10 protein-coding genes and 1 pseudogene are annotated in these 20,530 nt (G+C 70.6%); 5 read left to right on the top strand and 6 right to left on the bottom strand.

Going from position 1 to position 20,530, the window contains the following annotated elements; all coding sequences use genetic code 11:
• Positions 1-187: translation initiation factor IF-3 (locus tag M1M07_RS29480; RefSeq protein ID WP_368862576.1), on the bottom strand; the 187-nt coding region annotated here is incomplete at its 3' end.
• A gap of 346 nt (positions 188-533) precedes the next feature.
• Between M1M07_RS29480 and M1M07_RS29475 the strand changes: the two genes are divergently transcribed.
• On the top strand, positions 534-884 hold the full coding sequence (locus M1M07_RS29475) for a DUF1844 domain-containing protein (RefSeq protein ID WP_197251524.1): 351 nt from the start codon (positions 534-536) through the stop codon (positions 882-884).
• 106 nt (positions 885-990) lie between these two features.
• On the opposite strand, the gene uvrA is transcribed toward M1M07_RS29475, so the two are convergent.
• Positions 991-3,915: an excinuclease ABC subunit UvrA gene (uvrA, locus tag M1M07_RS29470; RefSeq protein ID WP_248676432.1), complete on the bottom strand. Its 2,925-nt coding sequence runs from the start codon at positions 3,913-3,915 to the stop codon at positions 991-993.
• A gap of 178 nt (positions 3,916-4,093) precedes the next feature.
• On the opposite strand from uvrA, the gene M1M07_RS29465 reads away from it, so the two are divergent.
• Together M1M07_RS29465 and M1M07_RS29460 are read left to right on the top strand one after the other, a co-directional pair.
• Positions 4,094-4,783 (top strand): MBL fold metallo-hydrolase, encoded by a 690-nt coding sequence (locus M1M07_RS29465; protein ID WP_197251522.1) that lies wholly within the window; start codon positions 4,094-4,096, stop codon positions 4,781-4,783.
• A 147-nt stretch (positions 4,784-4,930) separates the two neighbouring features.
• Entirely contained in the window at positions 4,931-6,667 is a 1,737-nt protein-coding gene (locus M1M07_RS29460) for an alkaline phosphatase D family protein (RefSeq protein ID WP_248676431.1), read from the top strand.
• 11 nt (positions 6,668-6,678) lie between these two features.
• On the opposite strand, the gene M1M07_RS29455 is transcribed toward M1M07_RS29460, so the two are convergent.
• Positions 6,679-6,924 carry a hypothetical protein gene (locus tag M1M07_RS29455; RefSeq protein WP_248676430.1) on the bottom strand — a complete coding sequence of 82 codons (246 nt, stop codon included), beginning with the start codon at positions 6,922-6,924 and terminating at the stop codon, positions 6,679-6,681.
• 204 nt (positions 6,925-7,128) lie between these two features.
• A pseudogene (locus M1M07_RS29450) lies at positions 7,129-7,634 on the bottom strand (SRPBCC family protein).
• Between the two features lie 203 nt (positions 7,635-7,837).
• Between M1M07_RS29450 and M1M07_RS29445 the strand changes: the two are divergent.
• Positions 7,838-10,495 (top strand): type I polyketide synthase, encoded by a 2,658-nt coding sequence (locus M1M07_RS29445; protein WP_248676429.1) that lies wholly within the window; start codon positions 7,838-7,840, stop codon positions 10,493-10,495.
• Between the two features lie 42 nt (positions 10,496-10,537).
• A complete protein-coding gene (locus M1M07_RS29440; RefSeq protein ID WP_248676428.1) occupies positions 10,538-18,430 on the top strand; it encodes a type I polyketide synthase in 7,893 nt (2,630 codons plus the stop codon).
• Between the two features lie 30 nt (positions 18,431-18,460).
• On the opposite strand, the gene M1M07_RS29435 is transcribed toward M1M07_RS29440, so the two are convergent.
• Both M1M07_RS29435 and M1M07_RS29430 read right to left on the bottom strand, forming a co-directional pair.
• Positions 18,461-20,059, bottom strand: a complete 1,599-nt coding sequence (locus tag M1M07_RS29435) for an MFS transporter (RefSeq protein WP_248676427.1) — start codon at positions 20,057-20,059, stop codon at positions 18,461-18,463.
• 109 nt (positions 20,060-20,168) lie between these two features.
• Positions 20,169-20,530 (bottom strand): hypothetical protein (locus M1M07_RS29430; protein WP_248676426.1); only part of this gene is annotated, 362 nt, incomplete at its 5' end.

Raw genomic sequence — 20,530 nt, 5'->3', positions numbered from 1 at the left:
CGACCAGATCGAGGTCGGCTTCGTATGCCAGGCGGAGTGCATCTTCAACACGCACGATTCCGACCTGTTCACCACCCGGTCCGACGAGTCGGACCTCGGGAACTCGGATGCGTTCGTTGATGCGGGTCTCAGCGCTGATGGGGCCTCCTAGGTAGAGCGGTGCGGTCTGTTGACCGCGCCGCAGCACGTGGGCCCGACATTCCTCGACGAAAAGACCCCGCTGCGGCGCCGAAGCTCCACACGGGGTCCGATTACCGACCGGCCCGACGAACCGGCAGCCGGGGCTGCACCGTCGTCGCTCACCTGGGAAGGCGAGTCACCCACGGCACCGAGGTGCGGGGCGGACCGGACCACTGAGCTGCAACGATGTGCCGCCAGAGGTGGGAGTCGGACTCCACTTTGCTGCCCACGCGTGTTCCACGTGGGCGGTCGTGGGATCCACAGTAGCAAATCTGCACGTGAGGATCGAATCGGGCGCTTCCCCACCCGACCCGCGAGCGATCCGGAGGGACCGGGATGGAATCCTCGACGGTATGACCGACACCCCCGAGTCGCCCGCCGACGACGTTCGCCACCTCGCCGAGATTCCCGCCGTCGAGGTGATCAGCCGCGCCGCCGTGATGCTGATGAGCTCTGCCGCCGAGAAACTGGGCCTCGGTGACGAGAACCCCGACGACAGCGCCCACCTGGACCTCGACGAGGCGCGCCGGGTCATCACCGCGCTCGCCGGCCTGGTCACCGCGTCCGTCGAGTACCTCGGCCCGCACGCCGGCCCGATGCGGGAAGGCCTGCAGGCGCTGCAGAAGGCGTTCCGGGAGGCGTCGGCGCATCCCGACGAGCCCGGCAAGGGCCCCGGCGAGAAGTACACCGGCCCCGTCTACTGACCTCGAGGATCCCGACGCCGGTTGCACGCGAGCGCGCCGACTTGCTCGTGTGCAGGTCGGCGCGCCCTCCCGGTGAGTCGAGCCGCGCCGCGTCGGCGCCTGTCGGCTATCCGACCGCGGCGGCCTTCCTCGGGGCGCGCTTGCGGGCGGGCTTGCGGACCGGTTCCGACGCCGGTGCGGCGCCGAGCGCTTCGGCGAGGAACCGGCCGGTGTAGCTGCCCTCGGTTGCCGCGATCTCCTCGGGGGTGCCCTGCGCGACGACGGTGCCGCCGCCCGATCCGCCCTCCGGTCCCATGTCGATGACCCAGTCCGCGGTCTTGATGACGTCGAGGTTGTGCTCGATGACGATGACCGTGTTGCCCTTGTCGACGAGCCCGTTGATGACGCCGAGGAGTTTGCGGATGTCCTCGAAGTGCAGGCCCGTGGTCGGCTCGTCGAGCACGTAGACGGTGCGTCCGCTCGACCGCTTCTGCAGTTCGGCAGCGAGCTTGACGCGCTGCGCCTCACCACCGGAGAGGGTGGGCGCCGGCTGCCCGAGCCGCACGTAGCCGAGCCCGACGTCCACGAGCGTCTTGAGGTAGCGGTGGATGGAGGTGACCGGCTGGAAGAACTCGGCGGCCTCCTCGATCGGCATGTCGAGCACCTCGGCGATGTTCTTGCCCTTGTAGTGCACCTCGAGGGTTTCGCGGTTGTAGCGGGCGCCGTGGCACACCTCGCACGGCACGTACACGTCCGGCAGGAAGTTCATCTCGATCTTGAGGGTGCCGTCGCCGGAGCACGCCTCGCACCGGCCGCCCTTGACGTTGAACGAGAACCGCCCCTGCTGGTACCCGCGCACCTTCGCCTCGGTGGTCTGCGAGAACAGGGTGCGGATCTTGTCGAACACACCGGTGTAGGTCGCCGGGTTCGACCGCGGGGTGCGGCCGATCGGTGACTGGTCGACCTGGACGAGCTTGTCGAGCTGGTCGAGCCCGTTGACGCGGGTGTGCCGGCCCGGCACCTGGCGGGCGCCGTTGAGCTTGTTCGCCATCACCGTCGCGAGAATGTCGTTGACCAGCGTGGACTTGCCGGAGCCGGACACCCCGGTGACGCTGGTGAGCACGCCGAGCGGGAACGACACGTCGATGCCGCGCAGATTGTTCTCCCGGGCGCCGACGACCGTGACCTGACGCTTGCGGTCGATCGGCCGGCGCAGCGGCGGCACCTCGATGTTCTTGCGTCCGGACAGGTACGCGCCGGTCAGCGACTCGGTGTTGTCCAGCAGCTGCTTGTACGTTCCGGTGTGCACGACCCGACCGCCGTGCTCACCGGCGAACGGCCCGATGTCGACGACCCAGTCGGAGGCGCGGATGGTGTCCTCGTCGTGCTCGACGACGATCAGGGTGTTGCCGAGATCCCGCAGCCGCGTGAGGGTTTCGATGAGGCGACGGTTGTCGCGCTGGTGCAGGCCGATGGACGGTTCGTCCAGCACGTACAGCACACCGACCAGGCCGGAACCGATCTGCGTGGCGAGCCGGATGCGCTGCGCCTCACCGCCGGAGAGGGTCGCGGCCGCGCGCGAGAGGGTGAGGTATTCGAGGCCGACGTCGAGCAGGAACCCGAGACGGGCCTGCACCTCCTTGAGCACCGACCCGGCGATGGCCTCCTCGCGGGGGCCGAGGGTCAGGCTGTTCAGGAACGCCGAGCACTCGCCGATCGACAGGTCGCAGACCTCGGCGATGGACTTGTGCCCGCCGTCGGCGGCGATCGTCACCGACAGGATCTCCGGCCGCAGCCGCGCGCCGTCGCACGCGGGGCACGGGATGTCCCGCATGTAGCCGTCGTAGCGTTCCTTCATCTGCTCGGACTCGGTCTGCTCGAGCCGTCGATGCAGGAACGGCATGACGCCCTCGAACTCGGCGTAGTACGAGCGAACCCGGCCGTAGCGGTTCTTGTAGCGGACGTGCACCTGCTCGGTGCTGCCCTCGAGGATCGCCTTACGGGCCTTGGCCGGCAGCTTGTTCCACGGGGTCGACAGGTCGAAGCCCATGATGTCGCCGAGACCGGACAGCAACCGGTTGAAGTACTCGGAACTCTGCCCCACCGACCACGGGGCGATCGCGCCGTCTTCGAGGGTGCACTCCGGGTCGGGCACCACGAGATCCGGGTCGACCTCCTTGCGGACACCGAGACCCGTGCACTCGGGGCAGGCTCCGTACGGCGAGTTGAACGAGAACGAGCGGGGCTCGAGATCGTCGATGGACAGCGGATGCGCATTGGGGCAGGCGAGCTTCTCGGAGAAGCGTCGCTCCCGATCCGGGGCGTTCTCGTCACGGTCGACGAAGTCGAGCACGACGATGCCCTCGGCCAGGCGCAGCGCCGTCTCGATCGAGTCGGTGAGCCGCTGCTTGGCGGTGGGCTTGACGGCGAGGCGGTCGACGACGACCTCGATGTCGTGCTTCTCCTGCTTCTTCAGCTTCGGCGGGTCGGTCAGCGGATACACGACGCCGTCGACGCGCACGCGGGCGAAGCCCTGGATGGTGAGCTGCTCGAACAGGTCGACGAACTCGCCCTTGCGGGTGCGCACGACCGGCGCGAGGACCTGAAACTTCAGTCCCGGTTCCATGTCGAGCACCTGGTCGACGATCTGCTGCGGCGTCTGCCGCGCGATCTGCTCACCGCAGACCGGGCAGTGCGGGGTACCGGCGCGGGCGTACAGCAGACGCAGATAGTCGTAGACCTCGGTGATGGTGCCGACCGTCGACCGCGGGTTGCGGTTGGTGGACTTCTGGTCGATGGACACCGCCGGGGACAGGCCTTCGATGAAGTCGACGTCGGGCTTGTCCATCTGGCCGAGGAACTGGCGTGCGTACGCGGACAGCGATTCGACGTACCGCCGCTGCCCCTCGGCGAAGATCGTGTCGAACGCGAGGCTCGACTTGCCGGAGCCGGACAGCCCGGTGAACACGATGAGGCTGTCCCGTGGGAGGTCCACGTTGATTCCGCGCAGGTTGTGCTCCCGTGCACCTCGCACGATCAGGCGATCCGCCACGCCACGTCCTTCCTTCGGACCCCGCGCCTGGTGGGCGCGCACCGTCCGGTTGCATTTCGAGGAGCCGGCGCCGAATCACGCGACACCGGACTGTGCCATGGTAGGCGCGCCCACCGACACGTTCGCGTTCGCAGCCTCCTCACCTCGGCAGATGTTCCCCGGCGGTAATCTCTGCCACATGACGAAGCAGCCCGTGACCATCGACGACCACTACACCGGGGAGGTCTCCCCCGGCGGCCCCGCGCAGCGCCGCACGATCCCCGGCGCGACCATCGTCAAGCTCTCCGTCGGCCAGATGGACAACAACACCTACCTCATCACCGATTCCGCCACCGGCAAGTCGCTGTTCATCGACGCCGCGAACGAGCCGGATCTGCTGGTGAGTTACCTCGCCGAGAACGCCCCGAAACTCGAGCTGATCGTCACCACGCACCAGCACTGGGATCACTGGCAGGGGCTCGAGAAGGTCGCCGACGCCACGGGTGTGCCGACCGCCGCGCATCCGCTCGACGCCGAGCCGCTGCCCGTCACGCCCGACCGCCTGCTCATGGAAGGCGACACCGTCGAGATCGGTGAGCTGTCGCTCGAGGTGCTGCACCTGTCGGGGCACACCCCGGGCTCGATCGCGCTGGTCCTCGAGGAGCAGGGCACGGGCCGCCACCACGTGTTCACCGGCGACTGCCTGTTCCCCGGCGGTATCGGCAAGACCGCGGACCACGAGAAGTTCACCTCGCTGCTCGACGACGTCGAGACGAAGCTGTTCGGCCGCTTCGGCGACGACACCGTCATCTACCCGGGGCACGGCAAGGACTCGACGCTCGGCGCCGAGCGTCCGCATCTCGGCGAGTGGCGGGAACGCGGCTGGTAACTGCGGCCCGACATCCGTTCCGGCGCGACCCGCAAAACGGTCCGAGATCGGTGCGGAAATCGCCGGAATCGGCTTGGGGTCGCTCGTTGCGAGTACCCTCGGACCGCATGAGGCGGTCGCTCCGTCCAGTAGGGGCCCGGTGACGCCGTGGTGGATCTCGTTCTCGGCCCGTTACTTCGGCACGTCGGGGCTACGGACGCCACGGTGTGGGTGGAGACGTCTGCCCCGTGCACCGTGCAGGTCCTCGGCAACTCGGAGAAGACGTGGACGGTGGCAGGCCACCACTATGCCCTCGTCTCGGTCGAAGGCTTGGAGCCGGGATCCACCACGCCCTACGAGGTGCGTCTGGACGGGCGCGAGGTGTGGCCACATGCCGGCGACGACCCGTCCCGGATTCGGACCCTCGGTGCCGGCGACCGGTTCGTCCTGGCGTTCGGCTCGTGTCGCGTGGCGACGGCCCCGGACGACGAGGATTCGTCCGCACTGGGGACCGATGCTCTCGTGGCCTACGCGCAGCGTATGCGCGCCCGCTCCCCCGAAGAGTGGCCCGACGCCCTGTTGTTGCTCGGCGACCAGGTGTATGCCGACGAACTGTCGCCGGAAATGCGGCGGCGTGTCGGCGAGCGGCACGATCTGTCGGAACCACCGGGCGCGCAGGTGCGGAACTTCGAGGAATACACCTGGCTGTATTCCCAATCGTGGTCCGAACCCGACGTCCGTTGGCTGTTGTCGACCGTGCCGACCTCGATGATCTTCGACGACCACGACGTGCACGACGACTGGAACACCTCGCACCTGTGGCGGACCGAAGTGGAGGCCTCGTCGTGGTGGGAGGAACGGATCGTCGGCGCCCTCATGTCGTACTGGATCTATCAGCACCTCGGGAATCTTTCACCGAAGGAACTGTCCGAGGACGCGCTCTACGACCGTGTCCGCAACTGCGGGGGTGATGCCGAACCGATTCTCCGCGCCTTCGCGTCCGATGCGGACGAGGAAGCGGACGGCGCTTCCGGCGCGCGGTGGTCCTACCGGCGGGATTTCGGTTCGGTGCGGGTGCTGATGATCGATTCGCGGTGTGGCCGGGTCCTCACAGCCGACCGCCGGGAGATGGTGTCGGATCCGGAGTTCGACTGGATCGAAAGCCAGACCGAGGGCGACTACGATCACCTGCTCATCGGGACGTCGTTGCCCTGGTTGCTTCCGCGTGCCATGCACGACGTCGAAGCGTGGGACGAGTTGCTCGCATCCGGCGCGCGCGGTGAACGGCTCGGGCGGTGGGCCGAAAAGCTCCGCCGCGGTGCGGATCTCGAGCATTGGTCGGCATTCCGCGACTCGTTCGACCGTGTCGCCCGGCTGCTGGCGGAAGTCGGCAGTGGACGCCGCTCGGGACCGTCCGATGTCACCCCGGCGACGGTGTGCGTGCTGTCGGGCGACGTGCACCACGCATACGCCGCTCGTGCCCACTTCCGCGTCCCCATGAGCGCAGCGATCTACCAGTTGACGTGCTCGCCGCTGCACAACCATGTTCCGGCAGCGGTTCGAGTGGCGTTCCGAGTTGCCTGGAGCCGCACAGCAGAACGCTGCGTACGTGCGGTTCTCGGGCTGGTGACGCCCGTACCGACCACCTCCATCACCTGGAGCAAGGCAGCCGGTCCGACATTCGGAAACCAGGTCGCCACGCTCCGAGTCGAAGGTCGCGCTGCGCATCTGACCATCGAGCGGACAGCGACAGCTCGCGGCGCACACCATTTCGAGACGGTCGCCGAGCTCGGCTTGTCTTCCGACGGACCCCGCGCCGGGCAGCCACCCTCCGACGCGCACCGCCGACGGCGACGAAACCCGGCGACGCGGTGGCGTGCAGCGAGGACAGTCCGGGAAATCTGACTGCTCCGGGCTTATCGATGCTGCTCTCCCGTGGTGCCGTCCTGCGACTGCCCTTCGCCCGTCGTCGGGCCGTCCTCCGACTCGACGAGGTGGGCAAACGCGGTACCCGAGACCATCCCGCGGGTTCCCGGCACCGTTACCGTAGGTCTGGCACCGGGCTCGTACATCTGCTGAATCTCGTGTGCCCGTTCCTGCGCACTACGTTTCGTGTCGTCGTCGAGGTCGTCGTATTCGTCGGGTTTCCGATCTTCGTCCACAGCATTCGCTCCAATCGTCACTTGCCCGCGGAACAGGGTCTAAAGTCCAGACTCCTCTCTCGGCGGTACCGGGACACCGTTTCGGCCCGACCGATCTCGGTCCGGCCTGCCGGTGGTCCGGTCCGCGGCCCAGCAGTTTCGTGTACCAGCCTTCGCCGAATGCGAGGTCGTCCGTCAGCAATGCCGTGTAGAGCTTGTGGAGGTTCATTTGTTCGTCGAATCGCTGGACGCAACTGCGACAAGCTCGGCCAGGTGCTGCAGCGAATTGGTGAGATGGTCCGGACCGAACGGCGGGAACCCGACGTGGTCCCGGATGTGCTGCGGCACCGCCGACCAGTCGTAGACGAGCGTCACCTCGGTCTCCGACGGACCGAGCGGCACCAGCTCATAACTCCAACTCCAGCCGCCGAACTCCAGGTGCCGTCGTCCTTCTCCTCCCCCGTCCGCCAGCCGATGGCGCGCGGCGGATCGAGCACGTGCACCTGATTGGCCACCTTGTAGTAACCGTTCACCTGGCGGGGGTGGTCCATGTCCATCCGGAAGACCTGCCCCACCTCGGTCAACGGCGCCCGGTCGGCGGTGTCCTGCACCCAGCCGGTGCCGTCGATCGCCGAATGGGTGGTCGGGTCGGCAAGCACCGCGAACACCCGCGCGGCCGGCGCGGCGACGATCAGGGTGGCAGTCACGTTCTCTCGGTGTGCGGTGTGCATGGCAGTGTCCCGTCGTTTGGTGCCCCCGCCTGCGCGGAACTCGATGGTTCTTCATGCAGACCGTGGGACGCGGCGGAAGTCAGCGCTCGCAGGGGAGGAATCTGCACCTGCGATGCAGCGAACTCGACTTCCGAGGCAGGCGCCGCGGATAGAATCGAAATCCGCGACGGCTCGGGGGGCTTCCGGTAAGGAGCTGATCCTGGATGACCGATCAAGCGAAACTCCTCGACTACCTGAAGAGGGTGACTGCCGAGCTCTACCAGGTGAAAGAGAAGCTTCGCGAGTCCGAGGCCGTGCGTCACGAACCGATCGCCGTCATCGGGATGGGTTGCCGCTTCCCCGGTGGTGTGCGGTCGCCCGAGGACCTGTGGCGCGTGGTTGAATCCGGTTCGGAGACTGTCACCGGCTTTCCCGAGGACCGGGGCTGGAATTCGGCCGAACTCTACGATCCGAAGGCCGAGCAAGCCGGCAAGACCTACACGCTGCAGGGCAGCTTCCTCGACGACCCGGCCGGGTTCGATCCCGAGGTCTTCGGCATCTCCCCGCGCGAGGCGCTGGCCATGGACCCGCAGCAGCGTCTCCTGCTCGAAACCAGCTGGGAGACCTTCGAACATGCCGGCCTGGATCCGCGGTCGGTGCACGGCTCCCGGGTCGGGGTGTTCACCGGGCTGTCCGGTATCGACTACGCGGCGCGGGCCGGGGGGCGGCCACCGGCGGACCTCGAGGGGTACTTCATCACCGGCAATGCCATGAGTGTCGCCTCCGGCCGGGTGGCGTACAGCTTCGGCCTGTCCGGACCGGCGATCACCGTCGACACCGCATGCTCGTCGTCGCTGGTATCCATCCACCTCGCCATGCAGGCACTACGCAACGGCGAGTGCGAACTGGCGCTGGCGGGTGGGGCGACCGTGATGGCGACGCCGGGGGTGTTCGTCGAGTTCAGCCGCCAGCGTGGTCTGGCCCCCGACGGTCGGTGCAAGGCGTTCTCGGCCGCCGCCGACGGCACCGCGTGGGGCGAGGGCGCAGCGATGATCGCGTTGGAACGGCTGTCCGACGCACAGCGCCACGGTCGGCGGATCCTCGCCGTGATCCGGGGCAGCGCGATCAACCAGGACGGTGCCAGCAACGGCCTGACCGCACCGAACCGGCAGGCCCAGGAGCGCGTGATCCGGCAGGCGCTGACCGATGCCGGGCTCGGCCCGGGCGACGTCGACGTGGTCGAGGCGCACGGCACCGGCACCACCCTGGGCGATCCGATCGAGGCGTCCGCCCTGCTGGCGACGTACGGCCGCGACCGTTCCGCCGGCCGGCCGCTGTGGCTCGGCTCGGTGAAGTCGAATCTCGGGCACACCCAGGCCGCTGCCGGTGTGGCCGGCGTGATGAAGATGATCCTGGCGATGCGGCACGGCGTCCTGCCGAAGACCCTGCACGTCGACCGGCCCACCCCGCACGTCGACTGGTCCGCCGGATCCGTGTCCCTGCTGACCGAGAACCGGGAGTGGCCCGACCTCGACCGGCCTCGCCGGGCGGCGGTGTCCTCGTTCGGGATCAGCGGCACCAACGCGCACGTCGTCCTGGAGCAGTCCCCACCGGCCGAGGCGCCGGTCACGAGAACTCCCGCGGGTGAGGTCGTTGTCTGGTGCGTGTCGGGCCACACCGAATCCGCGCTGCGGGCGCAGGCCGGGCGGTTGCGCGAGTATCTGGCTGCCCACCCCGACCTGCCTCCTGCCGCGGTGGCCGGGGCGCTGCTGAACTCGCGTGCCACCTTCGACCAGCGCGCCGCCGTGATCGGCGCACGGTCCGAGACCCTGCTCGGCGGCCTCGACGCGCTCGCCCGCGGCGCCCCGAGCGCCGACGTCGTCACCGGCGTGGCAGCGGAGGCCGGTGACCGGCCGGTGTTCGTCTTTCCCGGCCAGGGTTCGCAGTGGGTCGGCATGGCCGCGCAACTGCTGGACACATCACCGGAGTTCGCCGAGACCGTGCGCGAATGCGCCGAGGCGCTGGCGCCGCACACGACGTTCGCGCTGCTCGACGTCCTGCGCGACCGAGACCCGGCGTCGCTGGACCGCGTCGACGTGGTGCAACCGGCGCTGTTCGCAATGATGGTCGGGCTCGCCGAGTTGTGGCGCTCCCACGGCGTCGAACCCGCGGCGGTGGTCGGGCATTCGCAGGGTGAGATCGCCGCCGCCTACGTCGCCGGTGCGCTGAGCCTGTCCGACGCAGCGCTGGTCGTCGCCGCACGCAGTCAGGTGATCGCGGCGTCGGCGCGGCGCGGCGGAGGGATGGCGTCGGCGGCGCTGCCCGCGGACGCGGTGCGGGACGCCATCGCCCCCTGGGCCGGCGCCGTCGAGGTGGCAGCGGTCAACGGGCCGACCGCGACGGTGGTGTCCGGTCCCGTCGAGGCGCTCGACGACCTGGTCGCGCGGTGGCGGGACGACGGCGTCCAGGCCCGCCGGATCGCGGTGGAATACGCCTCGCACTGCGCGGACATTTCGGTTCTGCACGAACCGATCCTCGACGTGCTGGCCCCGATCCGGCCCCGCCGGTCGAGGATCCCGCTCTACTCGGCGGTGACCGGCGGTGAGCTGGACGGTGCCACGCTCGACGCCGACTACTGGTATCGCAATCTGCGCCACCCGGTCCGCTTCGAGCACGCGACGAAATCGCTGGCCGCGGACGGGTATCGCTTGTTCGTCGAGTCGTGCAGCCATCCCGTCCTGACCGTGCCGATGCAGGAAACACTCGACGCGGAGGGCGTCGCCGGACACGTCGTCGGCACCCTCCGGCGCGACCGCGCGGACCTGCGTCAGTTCACCGCCGCCCTCGCGGACGCGCACGTGCACGGCGTGCAGGTCGACTGAGGCCGGGTACGGTGGGCGCGACGTCCCGAGCAACGGCCGTGGGTGGACCTGCCCACCTATTCCTTCCAGCACCGCCGTTACTGGCTGGACGGCCCCGCACCGGAGGGTGATGTCGCCTCGGCGGGCATGGACACGGGCGGGCATCCGATGCTCGCCGCGTCGGTCGAACTCGGTGACGGCCGCGGCACGGTGTCCACGAGTGTGCTTTCCGCGCAACGTCTTCCGTGGCTGCACGACCACACGGTCGGCGACACCGTCGTGCTGCCCGGCACGGCTTTCGTGGAACTCGCGCTGCACGCGGGGAACCGCGTCGGCTGCGGCCGGCTCGACGAGCTCACGCTCGAGGCGCCGCTGGTGATCCCCGCCGACGGTGAGGTCGCGGTGCAGGTGAGCGCGCTCGCCGACGGCGACACCGGCCGCTGCGCGGTGTCGGTGCACTCCCGGCCCGCGGACACCGTACCGGACACCCCGTGGACCCGGCACGCCACCGGCACGCTCACGACGGCGGCCGCGGATGCCGCCGATTTCCCGGAACCGCAGTGGCCGCCCGCCGATGCCATCCCGGTCGACGTCCGCGGTCTCTACGACCTGCTCGACGACGCCGGCTACGGGTACGGTCCGGTCTTCCGGGGCCTGCGCGCGGCGTGGCGCCGCGGCGACGACCTCTACGGCGAGGTGCGATTGGGCGGCGAGGACCCGGACGCGGCGGTCGCGGGCTACGGGATCCATCCGGCGGTGCTCGACGCCGCGCTGCACCTGATCGCGCTCGGAAGCACCGAGACCGGTGTCCGGTTGCCGTTCGCCTGGCGCGACGTGCAGGTACACGCCGTGGGCGCCACCGCCCTGCGGGTGCACGTCACCGCGACCGGAGCCGAGCGCTACCGGGTCTCGGCCTACGACGCGACCGGCCGGCCGGTGGTGACCGCGGACTCGCTGACGTTGCGTCCTCTCGGGGAGGCGGGTGTTTCGGTCCCGGGGGCCGGTGCCGGCCTCTACCGCGTCGCGTGGGTGCCGGTCGCGGCGCCGGCGGACCCGATGCCGGTGGACCTGATGCCGCTGCCGGAGACGCTCGCCGGGGACGATCCCGCCGGTCGTGTCCTGTGGCTGCCCGCCGGACCGGGCGAGGAGCCGGATACGCCGGCCCGGGCGCACGCCGCCGCGGAGGCGACGCTGCACGCGGTGCAGTCCTGGCTCCGGGACGAGCGCCTGGCCGAGACCCGACTGCTGGTCACGACCGCGCATGCGGTCGCGGTCCGGGACGACGAACCGGTCGACGACGTGGCCGCCGCGCCCGTCTGGGGCCTGATCGGCGCTGTGCAGAACGAGCATCCCGATCGCATCACCCTGGTGGACCAGGACGGACCGGCCGGCGAACTCCCCGATCCCACACTGCTGTCGACGGCCTTGTCCTGCAACGAATCCCAGCTGGCTGTCCGCGACGGTGTGCTGCTGACACCGATGCTCGCCGCGGTGCCACCGGCCGCGACGCCCGAGTCGGACGCGCCGCCCTTCGGCCCGGACAGCACGGTTCTGATCAGCGGGGGCACCGGGACCATCGGCCGGCTGATCGCCCGCCATCTCGCCGCCCGGTACGGGGTGCGCAGGCTGGTGCTCACCGGCCGGCACGTGCTCGACGCCGAGAGCGCGGCCGCCCTGCGTGCCGATTTCGCCGCCACCGGAACCGACGTCGAGGTCGCCGCGTGCGACGTGACCGACCGCGCCGCGGTGGCCGCGCTGCTCGACGGCATTCCCGACCTCACCGGCGTGATCCACGCCGCCGGGGTACTCGACGATGCCACCGCCGCCACCCTGAACACGGACCAGCTGCATGCGGTGCTGCGGCCCAAACTCGACGGAGCCTGGCACCTGCACGACCTCACCCGCGACCGGGACCTGACCGCGTTCGTGCTGTTCTCCTCCGCGGCGGGCGTCCTCGGCGGCGCCGGGCAGTCGAACTATGCGGCGGCCAACGTCTTCCTCGACGCCCTCGCCCAGCACCGCCGCGCCCGCGGCCTCCCCGCGATCTCCCTGGCGTGGGGGTTGTGGGATCGGCCGAGCGGCATGACGTCCCATCTCGATGCCGCCGACCTGGACAGGTTGCAGCGCAACGGCATCGACACCATCGACGTGGACTCGGGGCTGGCCCTGTTCGACGCCGGGCTCGCCGTGAACCGTCCCCTGATCGTGCCGCTGCGGCTCGCGACGCGCGCCGCGCGCACCGAGGGCACCGCGCTGCCGCCGATCCTGCGCCGGGTCCTCGGAACTCGTCGCCGCCGGGTCGCGGCCGGCGCATCGCCGACCGGGCTCGCCGACGAGTTGCGTGCATTGGAGCCCGGCGACCGCTACAGCCGGGTGCTGGACATCGTCACCACCCACGTGGCCGCGGCACTCGGCTACGACGGCAGCGACGCGATCGACCCGGAGCGTGCGTTCAAGCAGCTGGGCTTCGATTCGCTGACCGCGGTGGAATTGCGCAACCAGTTGGCGACCGCGACCGGCGTCAAGCTGGCCGCGACCGTGGTGTTCGACTACCCCACCGCGGACGCGCTCGCCCAGGAGCTGCTCAACCGCCTGCTCGGCAGCGATACCGCTCCGCAGCCGGCGACCGCACCCGTCCGCACCCGCCGGGACGACGACCCGATCGCCATCGTCGGGATGGCCTGCCGATACCCGGGTGAGGTGCACTGCCCCGACGACCTGTGGCGACTCGTCCGCGACGGCCGGTGCGCGGTGGGCGCGTACCCGCGCAACCGGGGCTGGAATCTCGACGAGGTGTACGACCCGAATCCGGAACGGACCGGCACCACGTACATGAAGGAGGGCGGATTCCTCTATGACGCAGACGAATTCGACGCCGCGTTCTTCGGTATCAGCCCGCGCGAGGCGATCGCGATGGATCCGCAGCACCGGCTGCTCCTCGAAAGCGCCTGGGAGGCGCTGGAACACGCGGGAATCCGGCCGGACGCCCCCGATCTGTCCGACACCGGTGTGTACATCGGGTTGATGGGCGGCGACTACGGCTTCCACCTGATGTCCCGGCGCGACGTCGACGCCGAGGGTTATCTGATGACCGGGACGAGCAACAGCGTGGCGTCGGGCCGGATCTCCTACGCGTTGGGCTTCACCGGTCCGGCCGTCACCGTGGACACCGCCTGCTCGTCGTCGCTGGTCGCCGTGCATCTCGCGGCCCGCGCGCTGCGCGACGGGGAATGCGCGCTGGCGCTGGCCGGTGGCGCGACGGTGATGGCCACCCCCGGTGTGCTGGTCGAGTTCAGCCGTCAGCGCGGGCTCGCCCCGGACGGCCGCTGCAAGCCGTTCTCGGACCGGGCGGACGGCACCGGGCTCAGCGAGGGCGCGGGAATGGTGGTGCTCGAGCGGCTCGGCGACGCCGAACGCAACGGCCATCGGGTGCTCGCGCTCGTCCGCGGATCTGCGGTCAACCAGGACGGGGCCTCCAACGGATTGACCGCCCCGAACGGGCCGTCCCAGGAACGGGTGATCCGGCAGGCGCTGGCGTCCGCCGGGCTCGGCCCCGCCGACATCGACGCCGTGGAGGCGCACGGCACCGGCACGCGGCTCGGGGATCCGATCGAGGCGCAGGCGCTGCTGGCCACCTACGGGCAGCAGCGGGACGACCGGCCGCTGTGGCTCGGGTCGATCAAGTCGAACATCGGCCATGCCCAGGCGGCAGCCGGGGTGGCCGGCGTGATCAAGATGGTGCTGGCGATGCAGCACGGGGTGCTGCCTCCGAGCCTGCACGGTGACACGCCGACCCGGCACGTCGATTGGACCGCGGGCGAGGTCTCGTTGCTCGCCGAGCCGGTGCCGTGGCCGGACACCGGACGGCCCCGTCGCGCCGGGGTGTCGTCGTTCGGGATCAGCGGCACGAACGCGCACGTGATCCTGGAACAGCCGGCCGCACGCGCGCTACCGGAGGTGTCACCGCCGCCGGCAGCCCCGCTGGCCTGGGTGGTCTCGGGTAAGACCGAGCATGCGCTGCGCGCGCAGGCCGCTCGACTGGCGGCGTTCTGCGACCGCAGCGCGGATCTCCCGGATCCGGCCGACCTCGCATACTCGCTGGCCACCACCCGGTCCGGTTTCCCCCACCGCGCCGCGGTGATCGGAGACACGGCGGCCGATCTGCTCGACGGCCTGACCCGCCTCGCGGCCGGACGGCCCGGCGGCAACGTCGTCACCGGGACGAGCAGCCGCGGCCGGACCGCGTTCATGTTCACCGGCCAAGGTGCGCAGCGTATCGGGATGGGCCGCGGCCTCTACGAGACCTACCCGGTGTTCGCCCGTGCCCTGGACGAGGTGTGCGCCGCGCTCGACGAACATGTGGAAACCCCGGTGCGGCAAGTGCTCTGGGACGACACCGGCGGTGCACTCGACCGCACCGAATACACCCAGCCGGCGCTGTTCGCCGTCGAGGTCGCGCTGTACCGGCTGCTGCGGGAGTGGGGCCTCGCCCCCGACTATGTGATCGGCCATTCGATCGGCGAGATCACCGCCGCCCATGTCGCGGGGGTGTTCAGCCTGCCCGATGCCGCGGTCCTGGTGGGTGTCCGCGGCCGGTTGATGCAGTCGACCGAACCGGGCCTGATGATCGCCGTGAGGGCGGGTGAGGACGACATCCGGGCACGGATCGACGGCCGCGTCGATCTCGCCGCCGTCAACGGCGCCGACGCGGTCGTCCTCTCGGGCGGCGAGCGCGACGTCCGGGCCGTCGCGGCCGACTTGTCCGCCGCCGGACTGCAGACCACGACCCTGTGGGTGGGCCGGGCCTTCCATTCGACGCTGATGGAACCGGTCCTCGACCGGTTCACCGCCGTCGTGTCGCGGCTGACGGCACAGCCGCCGCAGATTCCGGTGATCTCCAACGTCACCGGACGCGTCGCCACGGCCGAGGAACTCGCGTCCCCGGACTACTGGGCTCGGCACCTCCGGCGCACGGTGCGTTTCCACGACGGCGTACGCACACTCGACGACCTCGGCGTCACCCGCATGATCGAGGTCGGTCCCGGTGCGACCCTGACTTCTCTTGCCGCCGAGGTCGTCCCGACCACGATCGCCACGTTGCCCGGTCGCGGCGACGAGGCACATGAGGTCGTCGAGGCGGTCGCTGCGGCGTTCGTGCACGGTGCCACGATCGACTGGGATCGGATGCTGCCCGGTCGCCGCCGGGTGGAGTTGCCCACCTATGCGTTCCAGCGGCGGTCCTTCTGGCCGACCGCGCCGACGCGCACGAGCGGAGATCCGGCGGAGCTGGGGCTGGGCGCGGCCGGACATCCGTTGCTCGGCGCCGCGGTGCCGCTCGACGACGACGCGGTGATGTTCACCGGACAGCTGTCGCTGCACCGGGATTCGTGGCTCGTGCCGCCACCGTCGGACGACGATGCCGTGCCCTCACCGGCCGAGGACGGTGCCGTGTCACCGGCGGGTGCGGCGAAGGCAGTGCTGCCCGCGGTGCTGGTCGACCTCACGCTGCACGCGGCGCACCACGCCGGTCTCGACCGCATCGCCGAACTCACCGTCCACCACCCGCTCCTGCTCGCGTCGTCCGGACAGGCCTCGATCCGGGTGCTCGTGTCGGCGCCGGACAGCGACGGCCGGCGCACCGTCACGATCTCGTCCACCCCGGACGAGGCCGAGCGCTCGGACAGCTGGGTGCGGAATGCATCGGCGACCATCGACGACGTCGTCGGACCCGGTGGGGCGCATCGCTTCGCGGGCGACGCCGACGCCGAGGTGCACCTCGACGAGGGCGTCGACACGGACGGGTTCGGCATCCATCCGGTGCTGCTGCAGGCGGCGCTCGACCCGCTGCTCGGATGGGACGACGCGCCGCTGGTCTGGTCGGGGATCCGGTTGCACACCGTCGGCGCCGAAGGGCTGTCGGTGAAGTTCGACGCCCTCGGGGACGGACGGTATCGCGTGGTCGCCGTCGACCCCGCGGGTGAGCCGGTACTGACCGTCGATGCCCTGCAGGTGGGGCCGCAGGCCGACGGGACCGGCCCGGGACGCGGGGCACGGCGACTGCATCGGCTGTCCTGGGTGCCGGTCGAGATCGCGGGCGAACCGGCCCTCGGTCCGATCGTCGTGCTCGGGGACGGGGATCTCGGTCCGAGCTTCCCGCATTGGTCCGATCCGGCAGCACTGCGCACCGCGAGCGATAGTGCTGCGGCGGACGGCGAGCGGCGGCCGTGGACGGTGCTCGTCGAATGCCGCCCGGCCGGTGAGCACGGTCCCGGCGCCACCCACGAGTTGTGCACCCGGGTGCTGCGTCTGCTGCAGCAGTGGCTCGACGACGACGATGCGGCGGACAGCACGCTCGTGCTCGTGACCCACAACGCGATGGTCACCGGCACCGAGCGGGACGGCGCGACGGGCAGCGATCCGGCGGCTGCGGCGGTGTGGGGACTCGTGGGCTCCGCGCAGAGCGAGAACCCGGGCCGATTCGTGCTGGTCGACCTCGACGACGCGGCGGACCCCGGCGCCGCGGTCACGGCCGCGCTGGCGAGCGGGGAACCGCAGTCGGCGGTCCGCAATGGTGTGGTTCTGGTGCCGCGGGTGCGGCAGCTGCGCGGCGTCGACGAGTCCGGCTCGCCGTTCGATCCCGACGGGACCGTGCTGATCACCGGCGGCACCGGCACCGTGGGGTCGCTGGTCGCGCGGCACCTGGTGACCGCGCACGGGGCCCGGCACCTGTTGCTGACCAGCCGGCGCGGACCCGCCGCCGAGGGCTGCGACCGGCTGCTGCGCGAGCTGAGCGACCTGGGGGCCGAGGTGCGGGCGGTGGCGTGCGACACCGCCGACGCGACCGCGGTCGCCGAGGTGCTGAGCGGGATCCCGCTGGAGCATCCGCTGACGGCGGTCGTCCACGCGGCCGGAGTGATCGACGACGCCACCCTGACCTCGCTCACCCCCGAGCGCCTCGACGCGGTGCTGCGGCCGAAGGTCGACGCGGCCTGGAACCTGCACCGGCTGACCGCGGCCTCCGACCTGCGGGCGTTCGTCGTGTTCTCGTCCCTCGCCGGGATTCTCGGGGCACCTGGGCAGGCGAACTACGCCGCGGCGAACACGTTCCTCGACGCCCTCGCCCAGCACCGGCACGCCCTCGGGCTGCCCGCACTGTCGATCGCGTGGGGCATGTGGGCGCCGCCGAGCGCCATGACCGGCAACCTCGGGGCGATCGATCGCGTCCGGTCGCTCCGCAGCGGCATGGCCCCGCTGTCGGCGGACGACGGGGTGGCCCTGTTCGACAGCGCATTGGCGGCCGGGGTACCCACCGTGGTGGCCGCGCGGTTCGATCACACCGGCGCGGCGGCTGCCTTTGTGCCCGCGCCCCTGCGCGGCCTGATCCGGGAAGCCCGTCCGCGCGCCGCGGGGACGGCGGCGGCCGGGTCCACGGGTGCCGGGTCGGCGGATTGGGTGCAGCGCCTTGCCGAACGGTCGGTTCCCGAGCAGCGGCACCTGATGCTCGAGCTGGTCCGGGGCGCGGCGGCCGCGGTCCTCGGCTACGACGCGCCGGACGCGGTCGACCCGGAGCAGGCGTTCAAGGAACTCGGGTTCGACTCGCTGGCCGCGGTGGCGCTCCGCAATCAGCTCGGTGCCGCCACCGGGCTGCGGTTGCCGCCGACGATGGTGTTCGATCACCCGAATCCGCGGGCGGTCGCCGAATTCCTGCGCGCGGAGCTGGTTCCGGATCCGGTCTCGGTCGCCTGTGCCGACATCGACCGGCTCCGGCTGGATCTCGCCGAGGTCGGCGAGGACAGAGATGCACGGTCCGCGATCGCGGAGCGGTTGGAAACCCTGCTGGCCGAGATCCGGGCCAACGGCGATGCCGGTGCCGACGCGGTCGATCGGATTCGCGCCGCGACCAGCGAGGAGATCCTGGACCTGATCGACCGCGACCTGGGTCCCGGCGACGGCTGAGTGTCGTTCGCGATCGGCCGCGCGGCCGGGTCAGAACGGCGCGGCACCCTTCGGCGCGGCGGCGGGCGGGCCGTCCGCTCGGACCATGCGGAACGAGTTCGCGAACCCGAGAAAGGCTGCGGCGAGCGGGACGAGCAACGCGACCTGCAGGGCGATCGGGCGCGCGTCGGTGTTGATCCGGACGATCTCGTCGCGGATCGCCGGGGGCTGGCCGGCGAGCAACTCCTTGAGCTGGGTGTTGCTCATGACCTCCGCGTCCTCCTCGAGCACCTGGGCGACGTGCTGCTGGTCGGCGGGTGGCAGCACGTCGCTCGACTCCGCCATCGAGGTGAACGTGATCGACAGGGTCGCGAGCAGGATGGCACCGGCGAACGCCAGGCCGAACGACAGGCCGAACGATCCGGCCGCCGAGTTGGTGCCGGCGGCTTCGCTGACCCGCTCCTCCGAGATCGGCGCGAGGGTGTAGTTGTTCAGTTGCGAGACCAGCAGGCCCAGGCCCGACCCGGCGACCACGAGCGGCAGCAGCAGGCCCCACCCGAAGTCCGCTCGCGGCACGATCGGAATGAGGACCACGATCCCGATCGTGACGAGCAGGAAACCCCACCGGATGACGGTGCTCGGGCGCCGCGCGCCGGCCTTCTTCCCGGCGAGCAACGCGACGACGAACATGCTGAGCGAGAGCGGGGCGAGCGACAGACCCGCCTGCATGGCGTTGTACTCGAGCACCATCTGCAGGTAGATCGGCAGCGCGATCATGACGCCGCCGAGGGCGATCTGCTGGAGCATCTGGCCGGTGATGCCGAGCCGGAAGATCTTGGACCGGAACAGATCCGGATCCAGCAGCGCCGGAGCGCCGGCGCGTTTGCGTCGTACCAGCCAGAAGGCGAGCCCGACCAGGGCGGCGGCGCCGGCCACGAGGAGCCCGGCGACCGCTTCGCCGCCTTCCTGCCACACCAGGATGCCGAGCACGATGCCGCCCATGCCGAGCACGGACAGGAGTGCGCCGACCCCGTCGACGCCGCGCGATCCGGTGTAGGGCACGTCGCGGACGAGTCCGATGCCGGACAGCACGGCCGCGATGATCACCACTTCGAGCACGAACGCGAGGCGCCAGGACAGGTAGGTGGTGATGAAGCCGCCGAGCAGTGGTCCGACGGCCGCGGCGATCGCGGCGGCGGCCCCGACGAGCGCGTAGACCTTCTTCTGGGCGTCGCCTTCGAAGTTGCCGTGGACGAGGGACTGCATCGCCGGGAGCAGCAACGAGGCGCCGATCCCACCGATGATGGCCCAGAACACGATCACCGCCGTCAGGCTCTGGGCGAGCGCCATCGCGGTCGCGCCGGTCGCGTAGCCGAGCAGACCGATGACGTAGGCGCGTTTGCGGCCGATGAGGTCACCGACCTTGCTGCCGATCAGGATGAACGCGGCGGAGACGAGCGCTTCGAGCGCGATGGCGGCCTGCACGCCGCTGACGGTCGTGCCGAGATCGCGTACCACCGCCGAGATGGACACGTTCATGAGCGATGTGTCCACGACCAGGACGAACATCGCCATCGCGAGCAGGATCGCGAGCAACCCCGGATGGCCCGATTGCCGGTCGGAACCGTGGGCAGTCGACTCTTCTGTCATTGCAGGTACCACCGTTCCGGCAGTCGTGAACTCTTCCGCACCACGCTCGCGACATTCACTGCTGGAATCAGAGGGTACGCGCCCTTCGTCCGGACAGCGCGAGATCGGCTCAGGCGAACACCGGGTCGACCGCGGAGATCGTCGTCGACCTGGCGACCACGTCGACGGTGATCACCCTGCGCCGACCGGCCAGCTCACGCAGCGCGGCGACGGTGCCGCCGATGGTGACCCGAGGATCACGCACGGCGATGACGACGTCGGCATCGGACAACATCAACGCGCTGCGGTCGTGATCGAACCGCTTGTCGGGGCGGCCGCCGACCGTCACCCGGCGCGAGGCGAGCGCGAGGAGCCGCTGGTGCTCGGCGATCTGCTCGGGACGCCAGCCTGCGGTCTGCTCCGGATACGGCAGGTACGCCCACAACGCCATCCCGGCACGATGCGCGGCGTCCGCCCACCACAGGCCCACCC

Source organism: Rhodococcus sp. HM1 (assembly GCF_023218075.1).
GTDB lineage: Bacteria > Actinomycetota > Actinomycetes > Mycobacteriales > Mycobacteriaceae > Rhodococcus.
This window is presented reverse-complemented; position numbering and strand designations above follow the sequence as displayed.